The organism is Halomonas sp. E14 (genome assembly GCF_052568415.1).
Window position 1 is genome coordinate 1764792 of the sequence record NZ_CP199423.1, and the last position, 17418, is coordinate 1782209.

Annotated in this window: 17 protein-coding genes and 1 tRNA gene; 13 read left to right on the plus strand and 5 right to left on the minus strand. The window is 61.8% G+C overall.

What is annotated here, in order from left to right; genetic code table 11:
* Positions 1 to 116 precede the first annotated feature (116 nt).
* Entirely contained in the window at positions 117 to 2834 is a 2718-nt protein-coding gene (locus tag ACT7B3_RS08160) for a sensor domain-containing protein (protein ID WP_445157568.1), read from the plus strand.
* A 12-nt stretch (positions 2835 to 2846) separates the two neighbouring features.
* On the opposite strand, the gene ACT7B3_RS08165 is transcribed toward ACT7B3_RS08160, so the two are convergent.
* The 3 genes from ACT7B3_RS08165 to ACT7B3_RS08175 all read right to left on the minus strand — a co-directional run bounded on the left by ACT7B3_RS08165 (position 2847) and on the right by ACT7B3_RS08175 (position 4742).
* On the minus strand, positions 2847 to 3380 hold the full coding sequence (locus ACT7B3_RS08165; RefSeq protein ID WP_445157569.1) for a CAP domain-containing protein: 534 nt from the start codon (positions 3378 to 3380) through the stop codon (positions 2847 to 2849).
* A gap of 553 nt (positions 3381 to 3933) precedes the next feature.
* Positions 3934 to 4010, minus strand: a tRNA-Pro gene (locus tag ACT7B3_RS08170).
* Between the two features lie 372 nt (positions 4011 to 4382).
* Positions 4383 to 4742, minus strand: coding sequence for a hypothetical protein (locus ACT7B3_RS08175; protein WP_445157570.1), 360 nt, complete (start codon positions 4740 to 4742; stop codon positions 4383 to 4385).
* A 190-nt stretch (positions 4743 to 4932) separates the two neighbouring features.
* Between ACT7B3_RS08175 and ACT7B3_RS08180 the strand changes: the two genes are divergently transcribed.
* The 5 genes from ACT7B3_RS08180 to ACT7B3_RS08200 all read left to right on the plus strand — a co-directional run bounded on the left by ACT7B3_RS08180 (position 4933) and on the right by ACT7B3_RS08200 (position 9616).
* On the plus strand, positions 4933 to 5106 hold the full coding sequence (locus tag ACT7B3_RS08180; protein WP_444677775.1) for a DUF2970 domain-containing protein: 174 nt from the start codon (positions 4933 to 4935) through the stop codon (positions 5104 to 5106).
* A 185-nt stretch (positions 5107 to 5291) separates the two neighbouring features.
* Positions 5292 to 6410, plus strand: coding sequence for a cytochrome c oxidase subunit II (coxB, locus tag ACT7B3_RS08185; RefSeq protein ID WP_445158857.1), 1119 nt, complete (start codon positions 5292 to 5294; stop codon positions 6408 to 6410).
* Positions 6411 to 6486: 76 nt separating this feature from the next.
* Positions 6487 to 8124 (plus strand): cytochrome c oxidase subunit I, encoded by a 1638-nt coding sequence (gene ctaD / locus ACT7B3_RS08190; protein ID WP_445157571.1) that lies wholly within the window; start codon positions 6487 to 6489, stop codon positions 8122 to 8124.
* A 41-nt stretch (positions 8125 to 8165) separates the two neighbouring features.
* Positions 8166 to 8759, plus strand: coding sequence for a cytochrome c oxidase assembly protein (locus ACT7B3_RS08195; protein WP_444677774.1), 594 nt, complete (start codon positions 8166 to 8168; stop codon positions 8757 to 8759).
* Positions 8756 to 9616: a cytochrome c oxidase subunit 3 gene (locus ACT7B3_RS08200; RefSeq protein WP_444677773.1), complete on the plus strand. Its 861-nt coding sequence runs from the start codon at positions 8756 to 8758 to the stop codon at positions 9614 to 9616. The genes ACT7B3_RS08195 and ACT7B3_RS08200 overlap by 4 nt, the downstream gene beginning before the upstream one ends.
* A 28-nt stretch (positions 9617 to 9644) precedes the next feature.
* Here ACT7B3_RS08200 and ACT7B3_RS08205 read toward each other — a convergent pair whose 3' ends face one another.
* On the minus strand, positions 9645 to 9842 hold the full coding sequence (locus tag ACT7B3_RS08205) for a DUF2909 family protein (RefSeq protein ID WP_444677772.1): 198 nt from the start codon (positions 9840 to 9842) through the stop codon (positions 9645 to 9647).
* Between ACT7B3_RS08205 and ACT7B3_RS08210 the strand changes: the two genes are divergently transcribed.
* The 4 genes from ACT7B3_RS08210 to cyoE all read left to right on the plus strand — a co-directional run bounded on the left by ACT7B3_RS08210 (position 9841) and on the right by cyoE (position 13208).
* Entirely contained in the window at positions 9841 to 10572 is a 732-nt protein-coding gene (locus ACT7B3_RS08210; RefSeq protein WP_445157572.1) for an SURF1 family protein, read from the plus strand. The genes ACT7B3_RS08205 and ACT7B3_RS08210 overlap by 2 nt on opposite strands.
* A 15-nt stretch (positions 10573 to 10587) precedes the next feature.
* Positions 10588 to 11136, plus strand: coding sequence for a hypothetical protein (locus ACT7B3_RS08215; protein WP_445157573.1), 549 nt, complete (start codon positions 10588 to 10590; stop codon positions 11134 to 11136).
* Positions 11137 to 11215: 79 nt separating this feature from the next.
* Positions 11216 to 12271 (plus strand): COX15/CtaA family protein, encoded by a 1056-nt coding sequence (locus ACT7B3_RS08220; protein ID WP_444677768.1) that lies wholly within the window; start codon positions 11216 to 11218, stop codon positions 12269 to 12271.
* Positions 12264 to 13208 carry a heme o synthase gene (cyoE, locus tag ACT7B3_RS08225; RefSeq protein ID WP_445157574.1) on the plus strand — a complete coding sequence of 315 codons (945 nt, stop codon included), beginning with the start codon at positions 12264 to 12266 and terminating at the stop codon, positions 13206 to 13208. The genes ACT7B3_RS08220 and cyoE overlap by 8 nt, the downstream gene beginning before the upstream one ends.
* Positions 13209 to 13331: 123 nt before the next feature.
* Here the strand turns inward: cyoE and ACT7B3_RS08230 are convergent, their stop codons facing one another.
* Complete coding sequence (locus ACT7B3_RS08230) at positions 13332 to 14795, minus strand: SLC13 family permease (protein ID WP_444677767.1); 1464 nt, start codon at positions 14793 to 14795, stop codon at positions 13332 to 13334.
* Positions 14796 to 14908: 113 nt separating this feature from the next.
* Between ACT7B3_RS08230 and cysQ the strand changes: the two genes are divergently transcribed.
* The 3 genes from cysQ to ACT7B3_RS08245 all read left to right on the plus strand — a co-directional run bounded on the left by cysQ (position 14909) and on the right by ACT7B3_RS08245 (position 17243).
* Positions 14909 to 15703, plus strand: coding sequence for a 3'(2'),5'-bisphosphate nucleotidase CysQ (cysQ, locus tag ACT7B3_RS08235; protein ID WP_444677766.1), 795 nt, complete (start codon positions 14909 to 14911; stop codon positions 15701 to 15703).
* 79 nt (positions 15704 to 15782) lie between these two features.
* The gene (locus ACT7B3_RS08240; protein WP_444677765.1) at positions 15783 to 16250 is read left to right on the plus strand and encodes a DUF2489 domain-containing protein; all 468 of its coding nucleotides are present in this window, start codon (positions 15783 to 15785) and stop codon (positions 16248 to 16250) included.
* Positions 16251 to 16556: 306 nt separating this feature from the next.
* Positions 16557 to 17243, plus strand: a complete 687-nt coding sequence (locus ACT7B3_RS08245) for an OmpA family protein (RefSeq protein WP_445157575.1) — start codon at positions 16557 to 16559, stop codon at positions 17241 to 17243.
* The last annotated feature ends 175 nt before the right edge of the window (positions 17244 to 17418 follow it).

The window sequence follows — 17418 nt, forward strand, 5'->3', positions numbered from 1 at the left end:
ATTGGAAGGTTGATAAAGATCAAGTCACCTGGCGATGGGTTTGGTGGCTTGTTGGCTTGCATTGCGTTACGCTTCTCACCTTCAAGCAATCTGTACAGCTTTTGTAGAAATGTGGCGTGGGCAGCGCAGCCAATGCGCACGCTGCCAGAAGGACTTACGGCATGACAAACAAAGAACGGGTGGATGAGGGCGAGTTGTCGCCGCTTTGGCAGGCCATCGCCACAGAGCGTCCCGTCAAGATCCTGAGCCAAGAGCTCAAGCATTTCTATACGGCGGTTGAGCAGAGTCCACTCGCCACGGGTATCACTGACCCCAGTGGTCGCTTGTTGTACGTGAACCAGCGCTTTGTCGAGGTGACGGGGTATTCCCGCGAGGAGCTGCTGGGCCGCACCTCGGCACTCATCAAGTCCGGCAAGACACCCGAACAAACTTACCAGTCGATGTGGCTATCCTTGCGTGCCGGCCAGGCGTGGCGCGGCGAGCTGCTTAACCGCCGCAAGAATGGTGAAGAGTACTGGGAGTACGAATTGATCACCCCCATTTTGGACGCGCAGGGAAAGATCACCAGCTTTGTCACCGTCAAGCAGGACATCACCGAGCGCAAGCGGCAGGAAGATCAGCTTCGCCTGATGGCCACGGCCTTTGAGACGGGGCAGGCGACGCTGATCACGGACGCCCAGATGCGTATCGAGCAGGTCAATCGTGCCTTTACGCTGATCACCGGATATCGAGCGGAAGAGGTGATGGGCCAGACGCCGCGCATGTTCAAGTCGGGCCAGCATGACAAGGCGTTCTACGACAAGCTTTGGCAGTCGCTGGAAGCGCAAGGGCACTGGCAGGGCGAGATCTGGAACCGCAACAAGAAAGGCAACATCTACCCGGTATGGCAGTCGATTACTGCGGTACGGGGTGATGACGGGGCAGTGCGCCATTATGTATCTGTCTTCCATGACATCGCCGAGCGCAAGAGCGTTGAGCAGACCCTGGCGCACGAGGCGACGCGCGATCATTTGACCGGGGCTGCCAATCGGCGTGCCTTTGATCGGGCGCTGATCACGGCGGTACGCAGCGCCAACGAAGAGGGAGGTGATTTTGCCCTGCTGTTGCTTGATATCGACCATTTCAAGGCGGTCAATGACAATTACGGGCACGATGTTGGCGATAGCATTCTGCATGCCTTGACCCTGCTGGTGCAGCAGAGCCTGCGTAAGAGCGACCTTCTGGCTCGCTGGGGGGGAGAAGAGTTCACCCTTCTGCTGCCGGGAACGCCGTTGGAGGGTGCCTGTCAGCTGGCGGAGCGGCTGCGCTGCGATATTGCCCAGGCCACCATGCCGGGTCCCAAGGTGACGGTCAGCATCGGCCTGACCGCCTATCGCCAGGGTGACAGTGCGCGCGACCTGCTGGCCCGCGCCGATGCCGCCCTTTACGACGCCAAACACAAGGGCCGCAATCGTGTTGAGGTTCGCTCAGATAGCACGGGCAGTGCCAAGCACCAGGCAGCAATAATTGCCAACTTACTCAATCGACCTCGCTTCATTGACGAATATTCCGGCGTGGCCCAGCGAGTACAGCTGACTCGCCTGCTGGAAGAGGCGCTGACGCTGGCCACCCAGCGCAAGAGTTCACTGACGGTCTGTACGCTGGATATCGACCACTTCAAGAATGTCAATGAGCGCCTCGGCCAGGCACGGGCAGACCGTTTGATCCTTTCGCTGGCGCAGCGAATCAATCGCCATCTCGGTCGAGAAGATACCATCGTGCGCACGGGCGGGGACGAGTTCGTGCTGCTGCTGCACGACATTGCCGACGACTCCCTGCTGGAAGAGCTTTTGCGTGTCATTCGCGAACCTTTCGTGATTGGCGAGCGTTCAATCGCCGTGACGGCTAGCCTGGGCGTCGCCAGCTTTCCTACCGACAACGTCGAAGCGGAAGGGCTTCTGCGTCATGCGCAGCTGGCCATGTACCGGGCCAAGCAGGGAGGGCGCAACGCCATCCATCGCTTCGACCCCGGCCTTGACCAGCAGATGCAGCAGTGCCAGGCCAGGCGGCGGCGTTTCGAGCAGGCCATCGCGCGCAACGAACTCTGCCTGCACTACCAGCCGCAGGTGGATATGCAAACCGCCGAGGTGGTGGGCTTCGAAGCCCTGGTGCGCTGGCAGCATCCCGAGCAGGGCCTGCTGCCGCCGGCTGACTTCCTGCCGCTCCTGGAAGGAACCTGGCTGGAGCAGGCCTTGGGAGAGTGGGTACTGCAGGCGGTGATGAAGCAGTTGGCGATGTGGCAGGGCGAGGGGAGCCAGCTGCCGGTGAGCGTCAATATCAGCCCTTCGCACCTGCTGTCGCCGCAGTTTATTTCGCACCTTACCGGCCTTCTGGCCAGCATGCCTGCGGTTTTGCCAGCTCGCTTGAAGCTTGAGGTGGTGGAAACGGCAGCCATGCACGATATAGCGGCTGCGCTGGAGGTGATTTCGCAGTGCCAGGCCATGGGGGTGCAAGTGGCCATCGATGATTTCGGCACGGGCTTCTCTTCGCTGACCTACCTTCGCCAGCTGCCGGTTGACCTGATCAAGGTCGACAAGAGTTTTGTCAGGGATATGCTCAGCGATACCAGCGACCGGGCCATTGTCGAGAGCGTCATCTTCATGGCCAAACGATTCGATCGGGACCTGCTCGCGGAAGGGGTGGAAAGCCTGGAGCATGCCACGGAGCTGTTGAGCCTGGGGTGTCGCCTGGCGCAGGGCTATGGTATTGCCAAGCCCATGCCCGCCAGTGCGCTGCAGGGGTGGTTGAGCGAATGGCCAACGCGGCATGAATGGCAAGGATTGGCGGTTTGCTAATCGGTAGGCCGCTTACCTTGGCTGCGCGAACACCTGTGTCCAGAAAGGGGAGTAAGGCGATTCGGGTGCTTCGTAAGCGGCCGAGCCCATCTCGGTGAAGTCTTGGTTCATGATGTTTGCGCAGTGCCCGGAGCTATCCAGCCAGCCCTCCATAACCGAATCCACATCGCGCTGCCCGGCGGCAATGTTCTCTCCCACCGCCATCCACTCATACCCGGCATCGCTCACGCGGGATGCCACACCCTGCTCGTCCATGCCAGCGTGGCCGAAAAACTCCTCCTCGGCCATCTCCCGGGAATGGCCGAGAGCCGCTTCGGCCAACTGGCAGCTCCACGCGAGCGGTGCCGCTGCCTCATGGGTATCTTCACCACACTGGCGAGCTTCGCTGCGGGCTTCATTTACACGGTCGAGCATGTCTTGCTGGCTGGGTTCGAGCTCGCACTCCATAGCAACAGTCAGCTGCGGCAGAGCTAGGCAAGCCAATGATAGGCAGACTGAAGCCACCTTTCCTAGGTTATCCCTATCTCTTGCCTCAGTCTTGTTCATCGGGGCCTCGACTGGTTGATGGGTGGTGACTGACCTGCCGGTGCCTGGGGTCGTTTCCCGTGCTTTCGGATGTCATCGTAGACTAAGCCAATACCTTTTCCAGCAACACGCGCTGTCGCGGTACCAGGCCTGCCTTCAAGCCCTGCGGACGAAACACACGATTCAAAGCGGCAAGCGTGATAAATCTAGATAGTGAGCGGCATATGCGGGACCGCTGTGCAACATGATGCTCACCTAAAGGCAGGAGACGGAATTCTAAGCAGTATGTAGCTCATATAAATTTTTTCAATCGAGTGAGCAGTTTGCTCTCAAATTGGAAGCATTGCCGATTGCTTGTCTTGCCTATGCGCATAATTAGTCTTCGCACAACGGGCCTGGGCTCACACTCAAAATCCCGTGCTCCTGATTTTTGGCTCAGGCCAGCAAGACGCTTGATAGCACAACAAAACGAGAGCCGCTGGACCCCATAGGGAACCTTACCGTCTGTAAGCCAGCCAAAACGAAAAACCGCCGCTCGGCATGATCCGTAAGCGGCGGTTTTTACTGTGTTTAATGGTCGGAGCGACAGGATTCGAACCTGCGACCTCTGCAACCCCATTGCAGCGCGCTACCAAGCTGCGCCACGCTCCGACTTTGTTGGCATCGCATCATGACAGGGTGGGGCTTGTCATGCTGTTGCGCTGCGATGCATGTTCCGGTGGCTAGGAGGTGAACCCCTGGAGCCCCGCGAACGAGGCGTATACTAGCGTGTTGGCCGGCAAATGAAAAGCCCCTTTTATGCTTTTCTTTCAACTGCTTGACAACTTGGGGCCGGTTGGGGTTGCGAGTGCTGCGATGAAGTGCCCTGCTGCGTCCCGTCTCATGTGGCGGGCAGTTACAAGCTACATGAGTAAGGGAAGCGGGGGAGAAGGTCGGTATGCCGCCGTGCTAGGTCGCCAAATACAGGCTTGCGATGCGGGCCTGCATTTGGCGCTTATGTTGATAGGAAGCGGGTCGGCACTGCTACAGCTCTTCCCAGATTCGCTTGCGGATGTCATGCGTCAAGGTGGCTACCTGCTTGAGTCGCTCCATCTGCTGGTCGGCGACCTCATTGGCAATCTCCTGATAACAGGCGTTCAGCTTGCTCGGATCCCCTTTGTGGGTTTCATAGCACTGGCTGAGCTGACGGCTGGATTCCGCGAGGGCAGAGAGAAACTTTGCCTCCTGCTGCATTAGCTGTGCCAGGTTTTCAATCCAGGCCAGCTGCAGGCGTGACATGGGCGTGGCGCTGTGTATCCACTGTTGCGCCCACCATTCCAGCATGGGGTTGGAAACGTCAAAGGCCTGACTGAAGCCCGTTGGCGTTGTATGGTTGGTAGCCATGGCTAAGCTCCGAGCCCTCTAGAGGGCGGTCAATGAAAAAGCTCCTGACTCCAGTGTAGCCCAGCCTGAGCGGGGCTTCGCGCGTATCTGCTGCGCTGCAGTATGAAATTGGCTGGTCCTTTCGGAGCGCCGTTGAGCTGGCTGGGTGCGGCTGTGCCATGCTGGGTGGGACAGGCTAAGGGGGTGGACAATGTGGGGAGTGATCAAGTCGGTGCTGGCAGCGTTTCTCGGCGTCCAGAGAGATGAGCAGCGACGCAGTGATTTCGAGACAGGCAATCCGCTGGCCTTCATCCTGGTGGGTATCGTGCTCGCGTTGGTGCTGGTCGGCGTGATTGCCTGGGTGGCCATCACGGTGGCCGGATAGCGCATTTTGCAGCAGTGTTGCGTTGACGGGCGCGTTAGCCAAAAGGCGGGTGGCTCGGCAGTGTATTTCCTGAACCTGCTTCTATACTTCCTGCAGTAGCGGCTAATGTTCCTGAATACGGGATCCCGCCCCTGACAGACGGGATGCCGCTGACGACGACAACTACAAAAGATGGGGAGGCGTCGATGCGCACTCTGCTCGCATGGTTGGCAGGGGTGTTGGCCCTTGTCGGCTCGGGCCAGGTGGCTCTGGCTAGCGGCTGGAACATGCCGGTTGGGGTTACCGACCTCAGTAGAGAGATCTACAACCTTCACATGGCCATATTCTGGATCTGTGTCGTAATCGGCGTGATCGTCTTTGGGGTCATGTTCTATTCGCTGTTCCGCTATCGCCACTCCAAGGGGGCAAAAGCCGCCAATTTCCACGAAAACACTACCGTCGAGGTGTTCTGGACGGCCATTCCGCTACTGATTCTGATTGGCATGGCAGTACCTGCCACCGCAACGCTGAAGAAGATTTACGACCCTTCCGATGCCGAGCTCGATGTGATGGTGACCGGCCAGCAGTGGCGCTGGCGCTATGAGTATCTCGGTGAGGATGTTGCTTTCAACTCCAACCTGGCGACACCGCGCGCTCAGATCCGTGGCGACGAGGCCCGCAGCGAGCACTATCTGCTGGAAGTCGATGAGCCTCTCGTCCTGCCGATCAACCGTAAGGTCCGCTTTCTCTTCACTTCCGATGACGTGATCCATGCCTGGTGGGTGCCGGCACTGGCGGTCAAGCAGGATACCGTGCCTGGCTTCATCACCGAAAACTGGGTAAGGATCAACGAACCCGGAATCTACCGCGGTCAGTGCGCCGAGCTGTGTGGCGTGGACCACGGCTTTATGCCGGTTGTCGTCCACGCGGTGGAGGAGGATGAGTTCGACGCCTGGCTGGCTGAGCGCAAGGAGATGGCGACCCAGGAGGCCATGGGGGTCGATCGCGAGTGGGAGCTGGCCGAACTGATGGAGCGGGGCGAAGCCGTGTACGGCAGCATCTGCGCGTCCTGTCACCAGCCCGAAGGCCAAGGGGCGCCGCCGGCCTTTCCTGCCCTGGCCGGCAACGAGCGTATGGTCGCGGACATCGAATGGCACAAGGATGTCGTGATCAACGGCGTCTCGGGTACGGCGATGCCTTCCTTCCGCACTACGCTCAACCCTGTGGAGCTTGCGGCGGTCATCACCTATACGCGGAATGCCTGGGGCAACGATGCCGGGGATTCTGTACAGCCCGCTGAAATCGCCGAACGCCTGCAACGCTGAAAGAGGCCACGGCGCCATGCGTCGTGGCCACCCTGACAAGCAGCGCCATAACAAGATAATGAAAGGGAGTAGTCCGATGGCCCCCAAGGTACCTCCTCAACCTACCTTTGAGCAGAGCAGCACCGCTGCGGAAGCCGGGCATGGACACGCCCACGAGGCTCCGCCCCGAGGCATCCTGCGATGGCTGCTGACCACCAACCACAAGGAAATTGGTACTCTTTATCTAATTTTCTCGCTGGTCATGTTCTTCATCGGTGGGATCTTTGCCCTGGTGGTGCGTCTGGAGCTGTTCCAGCCGGGCTTGCAGTTCGTCAACCCGGAATTCTTCAATCAGATGACCACCATGCATGGCCTGATCATGGTCTTCGCCGCGGTTATGCCGGCGTTCACGGGGCTGGCGAATTGGATGATTCCGCTGCAGATCGGGGCGCCTGACATGGCCTTGCCGCGGCTCAATAACTTCAGCTTCTGGCTACTACCCATCGCCTTCGGATTGCTTCTTTCCACGCTGTTCATGCCGGGCGGTGGGCCCAACTTCGGCTGGACGTTCTACGCGCCACTTTCCACCACCTATGCACCGCCTTCCACTACCTTCTTCATTCTTGCGCTGCACCTTGCCGGGATCAGTTCGATCCTGGGTGCCATCAATATCATCGCCACCATCCTCAACATGCGTGCTCCCGGCATGCGCATGATGGACATGCCGCTGTTCGTGTGGACCTGGCTGATCACCTCCTTCCTGCTGATCGCGGTGATGCCGGTGCTGGCCGGCGTGATCACCATGATGCTGATGGACATCAATTTCGGTACCAGCTTCTTCAATGCCGCAGGCGGCGGGGACCCGGTGCTGTTCCAGCATCTGTTCTGGTTCTTCGGCCACCCCGAGGTCTATATCATGATCCTGCCGGCCTTCGGGATCGTGTCGGCGATCATTCCGGCTTTCGCCCGCAAGCGCCTGTTCGGTTATGCCTCCATGGTCTATGCCACGGCAGCCATTGCGGTGCTGTCGTTCCTGGTCTGGGGGCACCATATGTTCGTGGTCGGCATGCCGCTGGCCGGGCAGCTGTTCTTCATGTACGCCACCATGCTGATCGCGGTGCCTACCGGGGTGAAGGTGTTCAACTGGGTCACCACGCTGTTTCGCGGATCGATCAGCTTCGAACCGCCCATGCTGTTTGCCCTGGCCTTCGTTGTGCTGTTCACCATTGGCGGCTTTTCGGGGCTGATGCTGGCCATCGCCCCGGCCGATTTTCAGTATCACGATACCTATTTCGTGGTGGCGCACTTCCACTATGTGCTAGTGCCTGGAGCCATCTTCTCCATCATGGCCGGGGTCTATTACTGGCTGCCTAAATGGACCGGTCACTATCCTAACGTCCGCCTGGCCCAATGGCATTTTTGGCTGTCGGTGATCGGGGTCAATCTAACCTTCTTCCCCATGCACTTCGCGGGGCTGGCTGGCATGCCACGGCGTATTCCCGACTACGCGCTGCAGTTCGCTGACTTCAACCTGGTCTCCTCCCTTGGCGCCTTCATGTTCGGCTTTTCCCAACTGCTCTTCGTTGCGGTGATCATCCTGTGTGTTCGGGGGGGGCAGAAGGCGCCGGCCCAGGCCTGGGGGGAGTTCGCCGATGACCTTGAGTGGAGCGTGCCGAGCCCGGCGCCGCTGCATACCTTCGAGACCCCACCGAACTTTCAGCGCCCGGCGCATTGAGCTGAAGCGTACAGTGCCGGCCTGAAGGAAGGAGGAAGGTGATGCGTGACAACGAGACAGCAGAGCAGCAGCAGGGAGTGCGCCGTACGGTGTGGCGCAGTGTGGCCGCCTTGGTGGGCATGTTTGCCTTCGCGTTTGCCTTGGTGCCGCTCTACGATGTGTTCTGTCGGGTGACCGGCATCAACGGCAAGGTAGACACGCGGGCCCAGGCGCTGCTGCACCAGGAGGTAGACGAATCGCGCCTGGTCACCGTGCAGTTCATCACGCGCAACGGCTCCGGCTTGCCCTGGCGGCTCGAGGTGGAAACGCGCCAGGTGAGATTGCATCCAGGGCAGACCTCCGAGGTCGCGTTTACCTTCAGCAACCAGAGCAATGGTGAGAGCTGGGGGCGTGCAGTACCCAGCGTATCGCCCTCTACCGCCACCCGCCACGTGCGCAAGTCGTCCTGCTTCTGTTTCGAAGAGCAGCGCCTGGAAGCGGGTGAGCGCCTTGAACTGCCGCTGGTGTTCCAGCTGGCTCGCGACCTCCCGCCCGAGGTCAATACCGTGACGCTGGTCTACACCCTGTATCCCATCGAGGGCGCGAAGGCGCCGCTGCAGGCCGGTGCCAAGCGCGATGAAGGAGGTGAGGCATGAGTGGTGGCAGCTATTATGTTCCTGCAACGAGCAAATGGCCGGTGCTGGGCTCGCTGGCCCTGGGGGTAATGATGATCGGCACCGGTATGGTGCTGGTCCATGATCGAGGCACTCCTGTCATGATGCTGGGCCTGGCGGGGGTCATCACCGTCATGGCGCTGTGGTTTCGCGATGTGGTTAACGAGTCGCGCGAGGGGCTTTACGATGCCCAGATGGACCGCTCCTTCCGCTGGGGCATGGGCTGGTTCATCTTTTCCGAGGTGATGTTCTTCGCCGCCTTCTTCGGGGCGCTGTTCTATGTACGAACCTTCGCCGTTCCCTGGCTGGCCGGAGAAGGCACCAAGGGTGCCACGGCGTTGCTGTGGCCAGAATTTATCGCTCACTGGCCGCTGCTCAGCCCGCCCGATGCTTCCATTGCCGGGCCAGCTCAGGTCTTCAGCCCCTGGCACTTGCCGCTGGTCAATACCCTGATCCTGGTGTCTTCCAGCATCACCCTGACGGTGGCCCATGAAGCGCTGAAGGAGGGGCATCGCCGGGTTTGCCGCAACTGGTTGGCAGGCACAGTGCTGCTGGGGCTCTGCTTTATCGTGATCCAAGGGGTTGAATACTACGAGGCGTACGCACACTACGGCATCACCTTGCAGGCGGGTATCTACGGCGCTACGTTTTTTATTCTCACCGGCTTCCACGGGGTGCATGTCATCGTTGGCACGCTGATCCTGATCGTGATGCTGGTCAGGGTGATGCGCCACCATTTCACGCCGCAGGAGCACTTCGGCTTCGAGGCGTCCTGCTGGTATTGGCATTTCGTCGATGTGGTATGGGTCGGCCTGTTCCTGTTCGTCTATGTCTTCTAGGCTGAAGCGGCGAAGCTGCGCTGGGGCCTCAGGTGGGCCCCAGTTGCCCGGAAACAAAACCGAAGAAAAGTAGCGCAAGCAGCAAGGCAGCGAGTGCCACGCGGATCTTGAGCGATACCAGCAGGCGGCGTGACTGAGGATCGTCACGCAGAAGGAAACCAGCACCGGCAGCCAGGCTGACCAGCATGGCCACGAACACGGTCGCAATCAGGATCTTCAACAGCATGCGTCACTCCATCAAGGGGCAGGGGGTAGGGCACACGCCACCGGCGACACGCTTGCCGAGCTGGCGCCTGGGCCTCTGGTATCTGTTTTGGCTGCTGCTCGTCGCCTTGGGCCTGGCTCTTGGACTATGGCAGTGGGAGCGTGCCGACGACAAGCGTGACTACCTCACGCAGCTGGACGAGGCGCCCACGCTGGAAGCGCCTGCCGAGTTCCCTCCCGAAGGTGCGCGCCTGACGCTGCGAGGAGAGTATCTTCCCGAGCACACCCTCTTTCTCGATAACCGCACCCATGATGGCCGCTTGGGCGTGGCGGCCTTGACCCCGCTGCGCACAGAGGATGGGCGCGTCTGGCTGGTGCAGCGTGGCTTCTTGGCAACCGGGCCGAGCCGTGCCATGCCGCGGGTCGACACCCCGGAGGGCGTGGTGACGCTCTACGGCCGCTGGCAGAGGGCAGGCAGCCTGGCACCGCTCTTCGGTCCCAACCAGGAGGGGAGGCGGTTGCAGCGCATCGAACTCGAGGCTTGGCCGGAGCTCGAATTTGCCCATTCGGGCTGGCTTCATCTCGAGGTGGGGCCGGGTTTTCTCGAGAGCTGGTGGGAGCCCAGCGTGGTTCCGCCTAGCCGCCATTTGGGCTATGCGGTCCAGTGGTGGGGGCTGGCGCTGGCCGCCCTTGTGGTCATGCTGCTTGGTGGTAGACGGCTGCGAGCCGATGTCGAGCATTCCGTTTTGTAATGACGAGGAGGGGCCATGCACGCCACGACACCCATGCGCCACCAGCGATTGAAGCTGCTGGCCTTGCTTGCCATTTTTGCCCTGCCCATGATCAGCGCCTGGGTCATGGTGCAGTGGCGCATCGGCATTCCCGAACAACGTACCGCCCATGGCGAGCTGGGCCCGGATGCGCCGCAGCTGGAACACTGGCCCTTGGCCGGCACGCCGGTTCGGATCGAGGAGGGCGACTGGATCCTGGCGTTCGATTGCAGCCAGGAGTGTGGTGCCATGGCCGACCGGTGGTGGCGCCTGCATCGCGCGCTGGGGCGCGAGGCGCCGAGGCTAAGCCGGCTGCGCATCGGTGGCGATGCGGCGGCATTGCCGGGTGAAGCGGTAGCCCAGTGGAGGTCGCTGCCTGCCTGGCACGCGCCGGGCCAGATCTGGGTGCTGGACCCTCAAGGCCGTGCGGTACTGACCTATGGCGCGGAGGTGGAGCCGCGAGCGGTGCTGGACGACATCAACCATTTGCTACGCAGGAATCCGGATACGCGTATCACGCCTCTGCGTGAGATCAGCCAGCGCTGAAAGCGTGCGTTCGCAACTCACGCACGGTACATCCATGATGGAGGTGCAAGTCCCGGTGACAAAGGAAGGATCCCTACCAATGAATGCGACTGAGCATGAGCCAAGGGTGCGATTGCTGCTGATGCTGAGCCTGGCAGGCGTGGTCTTCACCACGCTGGTGATACTGGTCGGCGTGTGGACGCGCCTGGTGGACGCCGGCCTTGGTTGCCCGGACTGGCCGGGCTGTTACGGCAGATTGGTGGTTCCCGATGCCGAGCGCGCCCTGGCTCACTCGCCGGATGCCCCGCTGGAAAGCTTCAAGGCGTGGGTCGAAATGATTCATCGTTATGTGGCGTCGGCGCTTGGGCTGCTGGTGATTGCGCTGCTGCTCTTGGGCATGCCGCTGAGGCGCCAGGCCGGCTATCCGTGGCGGCTGAGCCTGGCGCTGCTGGGCGTGATTCTGCTGCAGGGTGCCTTCGGTGCCTTCACGGTGACCCTCAAGCTGTGGCCTCAGGTCGTGACGCTCCACCTCCTCGGCGGCCTATCCGTGCTGCTGCTGTTTCTTTGGCTGCACCTGGCGCTGCGGCGGTTTTCGACCGGGGCGGCGAAGTCCATTCGGGGGCGTCGACGCCTGTCCCCGCTATGGGGGCTCGCCATCGGCATGCTGCTGCTGCAGGTGGCGCTGGGCGGCTGGGTGTCGAGCAACTATGCCGGTATCGCCTGTCAGGGCTTCCCTACCTGTAACGGCCAGTGGTGGCCGGAGATGGACTGGAGCGAAGGCTTCCACCTGACCCAGACGGTAGGACCCAACTACCTGCACGGGCAGCTGCACGCTGATGCACGGACCGCTATTCACCAAGGGCATCGGATCGGGGCGCTGCTGCTGGGCCTTGCATTGGTTATGTTGGCGATGCGGTATTGGCAGGAGGCGCACATGCGGCCCTGGTTAGGCGGGCTGGTTATCGCTTACGGTATCCAGCTCGGCCTGGGCATCGCCAACGTGCTGCTGTGGCTGCCGCTATGGCTGGCCCTGCTGCATACCGCCGGTGCAGTAGCGCTGGTGCTGCTGTTGGCCCTGGCCGTTTGGCACTGGCGCGAAACGCTGCCTCAGGCAATTGGTTCCAAACGATGTGACAAGGAGTGGGCACATGTCTAATGCGGTCTTGAAGCGCGCGCAGGGAAAGCGCAGCGTGCTGGCACTATGGGACCGTCAGGCCGGCGACTGGACCTGGCAGGATCTGCTGACGCTATGCAAGCCTCGTGTGGTGGTTGTGATGCTGGCCTGTGCCCTGGTGGGCATGGCGCTGGCGACCCCCGCACTGCCCGACCCGGCAACGGTGGTGTTCGGCCTGGCGGGCATCGGCATGGCAGCCGGGGGTGCGGCGGCGTTCAATCACGTGGTCGACCGACGCCTCGATGCGCTGATGCTGCGAACCTCGCAGCGCCCGCTGGCCACGCAGCGCATGCCCACCGCGCTGGCACTTGGCTGGGCCACGCTGCTGTCGGTGCTGGGTATTGCGCTGCTGATGTGGCAGGTCAACCTGCTCACGGCCTGGCTAACCCTGGGCTCGCTGATCGGCTATGCGCTGATCTACACCGCCTTTCTCAAGCGGGCCACGCCGCAGAACATCGTGATAGGCGGAGTGGCTGGGGCGGCACCGCCGCTGCTTGGTTGGACTGCCGTCACAGGCCATCTGGGCCCAGAGCCGCTGCTACTGCTGTTGATCGTCTTTGCTTGGACGCCGCCGCACTTCTGGGCGCTGGCCATTCATAAGCGCGATGAATATGCCCGTGCCGGTGTGCCGATGCTGCCCGTAACGCATGGGGAAGCCTTCACCCGCCTGCAGATTTGGCTGTATGGCTGGCTTACCGTAGCCATCACCCTGATGCCCTTCGTCATTGGCATGAGCGGGGCGGTCTACCTGCTGGGGGTCCTGGCGCTCAACGCCCGCTTCATGTACTGGAACTGGAAAGTATGGCGTGGCGTCGATCCCCAGGCGCCGTTGGCGGCCTTCTGGTTTTCGATCCGCTATATCTTGGGTGTCTTTGGCGTGCTGCTGCTCGATCACTACGCTGCGCTGTGGGTCGTTTAGCCAGATGGGTCGTTTAGCAGGTAGGTCGTTTAGGCCGGAAGATCGTCTTGCGAGGTTAGTCGTCTTGCTGGGTAGGTGTGCGCACCCCGGGCACCTGGCCTTCGCCAGGTGCCCGAAGGCGTGCTACCAGAGCAGAAGGATCAGGTAGTAGGCCATCACGGTAACGACGGCCGTGCTGATCAGGTTAAGGGCGAAGCCTGCGCGCATCATGGCTTGGATCGTCATGTGCCCGGTGCCGAAGACGATGGCGTTGGGCGGGGTGGCGACCGGCATCATGAAGGCGCAGCTGGCGGCGATGGCGGCAGGCACCGTGATCAGCAGCGGCGACACGCCCTGCGACATGGCCAGTGCTCCCAGCAGCGGAAGGAAGGCTGCTGCCGTGGCGGTATTGGAGGTGATCTCGGTAAGGAAGATGATCACCAGCACCACGATGGCGACCATGGCCAACAGTGGGAATACGCCAAACACACCAAGCTGCTCGGCGATCCATTCGGCCAGGCCGGAGCGACTGATCGAGCCAGCCAGGGCCAGGCCGCCGCCAAACAGCAGCAGGATTCCCCACGGAAGCTTCTGGGCTTCTTGCCATACCATCAGTCGCTCGCCCTGGCCGCGCCCGCTGGGCACCAGAAACAGGGCGATGCCGGCGGCAATGGCGATGCTTGTGTCAGACAGCCAGCCTAACCCCAGGTCATTGAGCAGGGGGCGTATCACCCAGGCGATGGCCGCTGCGAGGAAGATCACCCCCACCCGCAGCTCCGGGGAGCTCATCTTGCCAAGCTTGGTCAGTTCATCCCGCACCAGGTTGCCCCCGCCGCTCTCACCGCCGCTTTGCACATTGAAGCCGCGGCGTGTCAGCCACCACCAGGCGCCCACCATCATGACGGTGCTGATGGGCAGGCCGATCAGCATCCATTGGGCAAAGCCGATATCGATGCCGCGCTCTTCGGCCAGGTAGCCTGCCAGCAGGGCATTGGGCGGCGTGCCGATCAGCGTTGCCACGCCGCCGATGCTCGCCGAGTAGGCAATAGCCAGCAGCAGGGCGGTGGCATAGCGCTTCAGCTCGCTTGGGTCGCTGTCGCCGAGCAGGTTGATCACGGACATGCCGATGGGCAACATCATGATGGCCGTGGCGGTGTTGGACACCCACATGCTGAGAAAGCCGGTGGCGATCATGAAGCCGGCGATCTGCCGGCGGGGCTGGTGGCCCACCACGCGGAGCACATGCAGTGCGATGCGTTTATGCAGGTTCCAGTACTGCATGGCGATACCGAGCAGGAACCCGCCGAGGAACAGGTAGATGATCGGGTTGGCATAGCTCGATGCGGCCTGATCCATGGTGCCGATGCCCAAGGCAGGGACCATCACCAGCGGCAGCAGGGAGGTGACCGGAATGGGCATGGCTTCGGTCGACCACCAGGTGGCCATCAGCAGCGCCATGCCGACACAGGCCCAGGCGGGGTCTGACATGCCGCTGGGTGCGGGCAGGACAAGGGTCATCACCACCCAGAGTGGACCAAGCCACAGCCCGATCTGGGCGGCTCGCGAAGGACCGGGTGTCCGTTCCGGTGTGTCGCGTTGCGTTTCCATGAGTTCTCCAGGGTCGCATAGGGGAAATGTGCCGGGAGCACGGCGCGCGATTCTACTTAAGTTGGCGTTATACTTCAGTAGTAATAAGTGTAACCCCTTGAAGGAGAGGCTGAATGCCGCTCAACCTGACGTTCATCGAAGCGTTGCGATCGCTGTGCGAGACTGCAGGCCGTGAGATTCTGGCGGTACGCCGCCGTGACTCGGGCTGGCTGGCAAAGGACGACGGCAGTCCTGTGACGCAGGCCGACCTGGCGGCGCAGCGCTGCCTCGTCGAGGGGCTGCCGGCATTGCTCGATCTGCCGTTGCTCAGCGAGGAGGCGAGACTGCCCGCCTGGGCGCTACGGCAACAGTGGCAGCGCTATTGGCTGGTGGACCCGCTCGATGGCACGCGGGAGTTCATCGAAGGGTATGAGGATTTCACTGTCAACGTGGCGCTGATCGAGGAGGGGCGCGTGGTGCTGGGTCTGGTGCATGCACCGGCCTTGGGGAGTACCTGGGGCGGTGGCGTGGGGCTGGGTGCCTGGTGCTGGCGCGACAACCGACGGCGTGAGATATGCGTCAGCCCGGGGTGGCCCCTACGTATTCTTGCCAGTCGTGCGCACCTTGATGCGCAGACCCAGGAGTGGATTGCAGGCTATCCGGACGCCCTGCTCGAGCGCTGCGGCAGTTCGGTGAAATTTTGTCGCATTGCCGAGGGCGAGGCCGATCTCTACCCCCGCTTCGGGCCGACCTGCGAATGGGACACCGCAGCGGGCCAGGGAGTGCTGGAAGGGGCCGGCGGGGTGGTGCTGGATATCGCCACCCAGCAGCCCGTGCGCTACAACCGCGGCGAGAGCCTGGTCAATGGCCCGTTCCTGGCCTGCAGCGCCGGTAGTCTGAGCGTGCCGCCAGGTTCGGCATGCCCTTGAACCACGCCACGTCACGCCACGTGGTGCCCCGCCTGGCTTGCGTTACAATGCAGGCCACAGCCAAGAGTAAGGGAGCTCCATGACGACCACCACAGCACTGATTCTGCTAGCGGTAGGCTTGGCCATCATTGCCGGCCTGAGCGCATACGCCTATACGCTCTGGCGAGAGGTGAAGCGACGCGAGGCCTTCCGCGAGGCCGAGCTGCGCCGCGCGCATGAGAACTGTTTGTCCAACCTTGAAATCGTCGCGTCGTCGCTGTTGCAGGAGCAGGTTGAGGTGACTGAGGGCTCGTGGCGCTGCAAGATGCTGCTTGAAATCCTCGACCCCAGCTTACTGGATAGGCCGGCATTCCAGCCCTTTGGTGAAGTCTATGCCCGTACTCGCCACCTGCACACCCACTCGGCGCGCAAGTCACTGACGCCGCGAGAACGCATGCGCGAAGACCGCGAACGCCTGCAGGTGGAGGACGAGTGGCGCGAGGCCGTGCTGAAGGCGGCGGAGCAGGTGATGATCTTCCGCAAGAACTGGCCGAAAAGCCTCCATTGAGGGCGGGGTTGCTTGCAGGCTTTTTGGTCGGTTTGCCATTGTACGAAATTCGTACAATGCGAGGTGATTGCAGCACAAAACGAATTCCGGCAAGCTAAACAGCGGCTTGCCGAGTCATGTTGGGCATGGCTGTATGGCTGACGGTGGCACACGGAAACTGCGGCCAGGTTTTCTCCCTGGCCAAATCCGGCCTACACTGTGAGCCGTTGGGTCAATGAGTGTCCTGACCTTCGGTGCCCACGATGGCGTCCGAAAACGAAAAAAGAAGGAGTCTTTAAAATGAAAAGATCGACGACTGGCTTACTCTTGGGATCTGCGTTGGTCATCGGCCTGTCCGGCTGTGCGACCAACTTCCAGCAAGGTGGTGAACGTGCCGGTGGTGGTGCCACGGCCGGTGCCGGCGCCGGCGGCAATGCCTGGTACCAGCAGCCGGTAGTCTGCGGTATCGCCGGCGGCCTGATCGGCGGCAGCATTGGCTATGCCGTCAGCGGCAGCTCCGATGAGGATCAGGGTATCGCCGTCGGTGGTGCCACTGGTGCCTCCATCGGCGCTCTGCTGTGTGCCGACCGTACACCGGCCCCGGCCCCGGTCGTGCAGCAGGAGCCAGAGCCGATGCCCGAGCCCACTCCGCCGCCGCCCCCGCCGCAGTTCGAGCCGGTAGTGCTCAGCAGCGAAGTCACATTCGCCTTCGATTCCGCGGAGATTCGACCGGGCGCCCACCAGACGCTGAACCAGGTGGCCAATACCCTGCGCGAAAACTCCGACCTGCGTGTACGCATCGAAGGGCACACCGACTCCGTGGGCTCGCCGCAATACAACGTTGGCTTGTCCCAGCGTCGCGCTGACTCCGTCAAGTCGTATCTGGTATCTCAGGGCATCGCCGAGCAGCGGATGACCACTCGCGGCTTCGGTGAAGAGCGCCCGGTAGCGACCAACGACACTGACGAGGGCCGTGCCCAGAACCGTCGTGTTGAGATCGTCAACTGGGATTGATCTTCGCTGCAGGTAGCGAGGATAGGCTGTCCCGGTTCGCTCTAGCAACGAGCTGGTGATAAGCAGAAGGGCGCCTTCGGGCGCCCTTGTTGCGTTCATACGCCAGGGCCGCGACGGCAGGCCGGCCGCCTCGGATCGTGAAGGTGTCAGGAATATTGGGACTCGACATTAGCCT

Excerpts from the sequence above, each read along its gene's own strand:
- ACT7B3_RS08165 (WP_445157569.1), bottom strand. The coding sequence starts at position 3,380 with ATGAACAAGACTGAGGCAAGAGATAGGGATAACCTAGGAAAGGTGGCT.
- ACT7B3_RS08175 (WP_445157570.1), bottom strand. The coding sequence starts at position 4,742 with ATGGCTACCAACCATACAACGCCAACGGGCTTCAGTCAGGCCTTTGAC.
- ACT7B3_RS08180 (WP_444677775.1), top strand. The coding sequence starts at position 4,933 with ATGTGGGGAGTGATCAAGTCGGTGCTGGCAGCGTTTCTCGGCGTCCAG.
- coxB (WP_445158857.1), top strand. The coding sequence starts at position 5,292 with ATGCGCACTCTGCTCGCATGGTTGGCAGGGGTGTTGGCCCTTGTCGGC.
- ctaD (WP_445157571.1), top strand. The coding sequence starts at position 6,487 with ATGGCCCCCAAGGTACCTCCTCAACCTACCTTTGAGCAGAGCAGCACC.
- ACT7B3_RS08195 (WP_444677774.1), top strand. The coding sequence starts at position 8,166 with ATGCGTGACAACGAGACAGCAGAGCAGCAGCAGGGAGTGCGCCGTACG.
- ACT7B3_RS08200 (WP_444677773.1), top strand. The coding sequence starts at position 8,756 with ATGAGTGGTGGCAGCTATTATGTTCCTGCAACGAGCAAATGGCCGGTG.
- ACT7B3_RS08210 (WP_445157572.1), top strand. The coding sequence starts at position 9,841 with ATGCGTCACTCCATCAAGGGGCAGGGGGTAGGGCACACGCCACCGGCG.
- ACT7B3_RS08205 (WP_444677772.1), bottom strand. The coding sequence starts at position 9,842 with ATGCTGTTGAAGATCCTGATTGCGACCGTGTTCGTGGCCATGCTGGTC.
- ACT7B3_RS08215 (WP_445157573.1), top strand. The coding sequence starts at position 10,588 with ATGCACGCCACGACACCCATGCGCCACCAGCGATTGAAGCTGCTGGCC.
- ACT7B3_RS08220 (WP_444677768.1), top strand. The coding sequence starts at position 11,216 with ATGAATGCGACTGAGCATGAGCCAAGGGTGCGATTGCTGCTGATGCTG.
- cyoE (WP_445157574.1), top strand. The coding sequence starts at position 12,264 with ATGTCTAATGCGGTCTTGAAGCGCGCGCAGGGAAAGCGCAGCGTGCTG.
- ACT7B3_RS08230 (WP_444677767.1), bottom strand. The coding sequence starts at position 14,795 with ATGGAAACGCAACGCGACACACCGGAACGGACACCCGGTCCTTCGCGA.
- cysQ (WP_444677766.1), top strand. The coding sequence starts at position 14,909 with ATGCCGCTCAACCTGACGTTCATCGAAGCGTTGCGATCGCTGTGCGAG.
- ACT7B3_RS08240 (WP_444677765.1), top strand. The coding sequence starts at position 15,783 with ATGACGACCACCACAGCACTGATTCTGCTAGCGGTAGGCTTGGCCATC.